This window comes from Bacteroides sp. NSJ-48, from assembly GCF_014287405.1.
GTDB lineage: Bacteria > Bacteroidota > Bacteroidia > Bacteroidales > Bacteroidaceae > Bacteroides > Bacteroides stercoris.
In genome coordinates, this window is sequence record NZ_JACOOD010000110.1 from 1 (window position 1) to 1,043 (window position 1,043).

The 1,043-nt window shown below is 43.9% G+C and carries 3 protein-coding genes; all 3 read left to right on the top strand.

All coding sequences use genetic code 11. The annotated features are described in order from the left end of the window. The coding region (locus tag H8S52_RS20115) for a hypothetical protein (RefSeq protein WP_225982487.1) at positions 1–182 on the top strand (182 nt) is incomplete at its 5' end. Further along, positions 100–450, top strand: a complete 351-nt coding sequence (locus H8S52_RS19680; protein ID WP_225982486.1) for a hypothetical protein — start codon at positions 100–102, stop codon at positions 448–450. The genes H8S52_RS20115 and H8S52_RS19680, both read left to right, overlap by 83 nt. Next, on the top strand, positions 416–1,043 hold a 628-nt coding region (locus H8S52_RS19685), incomplete at its 3' end, for a transposase (RefSeq protein WP_186910411.1). The genes H8S52_RS19680 and H8S52_RS19685, both read left to right, overlap by 35 nt.

The window sequence follows — 1,043 nt, forward strand, 5'->3', positions numbered from 1 at the left end:
GGCTCAGTAGATTTTTAGCGGGGATTATTTTTTATACTCGTGAAGTATTGCTTACTTCGCATTATGAAAAACGATTATTTGAACATGCTAGCCAGCCTCGTGTTGCCTGCGCAGATATTAGATTACTTTCTTATCTCTGGAGTCGAACAAACCTCTCAAGAGATTCATATCAGTCTGGATGAAAAGATGAATCCCAAGTTAAGCAATGACGTACATTTTGAATCCAAAGGTTTTATGGAAGCTGTAAATGTGACAGACTTTCCCATACGGGACCATAAGGTAATTCTCAAGATCAGACGCCGGCGTTGGACGGACTTACGCACAGGGAAAAGCTTTAGTATTCCCATCGACCTCGACATTGTGGCCAAGGGAACCAGATACTCCAAAGAATTTGGATCTTTTTTAAAAGAAACGTATGGAGACATCCCCAGTGACTTGCCGTACGCTTGAGGAATTCTATCATATAGACTGTCATACATTCGAAAAACAGTACAAGGAGGTTCTCAGCGGATATCGTAATTGGGAACAGTTATCTCATGCCGATGAATGGATGCTGTTTCCAGAGAATATAGGACCGCATCTGGCAATTGACGAAACATCGCTCTCAAACGGTGAACTTTACACCTTTGTGACCAACCGCGATGCCTGCACAAGGGAGTGTTCTCTTGTAGCAGTTGTGGCAGGCACCAAATCGGAGGATGTAATAGCTGTACTTCAGCGAATTGACGAGGAAAGTCGTTATGCCGTTAAAGAAGTGACACTTGACCTTTCAGACTCCATGCGCAAGATCGTACGGACTGCATTTCCTAAAGCCTGCCGTGTGATAGACCGTTTTCACATTCAGAAATTAGCTTGTGATGCCGTGCAGGAATTACGCATCAAACACCGTTGGGATGCCATACAGCAGGCCAATGAGGAAATGGAGGAAGCTAAACAGAAGAACGAGGATTATGTCCCATACCGATATGCTAATGGTGATACCCGTAGGGAGTTGCTTATACGCTCGCGGTATTTACTTTTCAAATCAGCCGATAAATGGACAG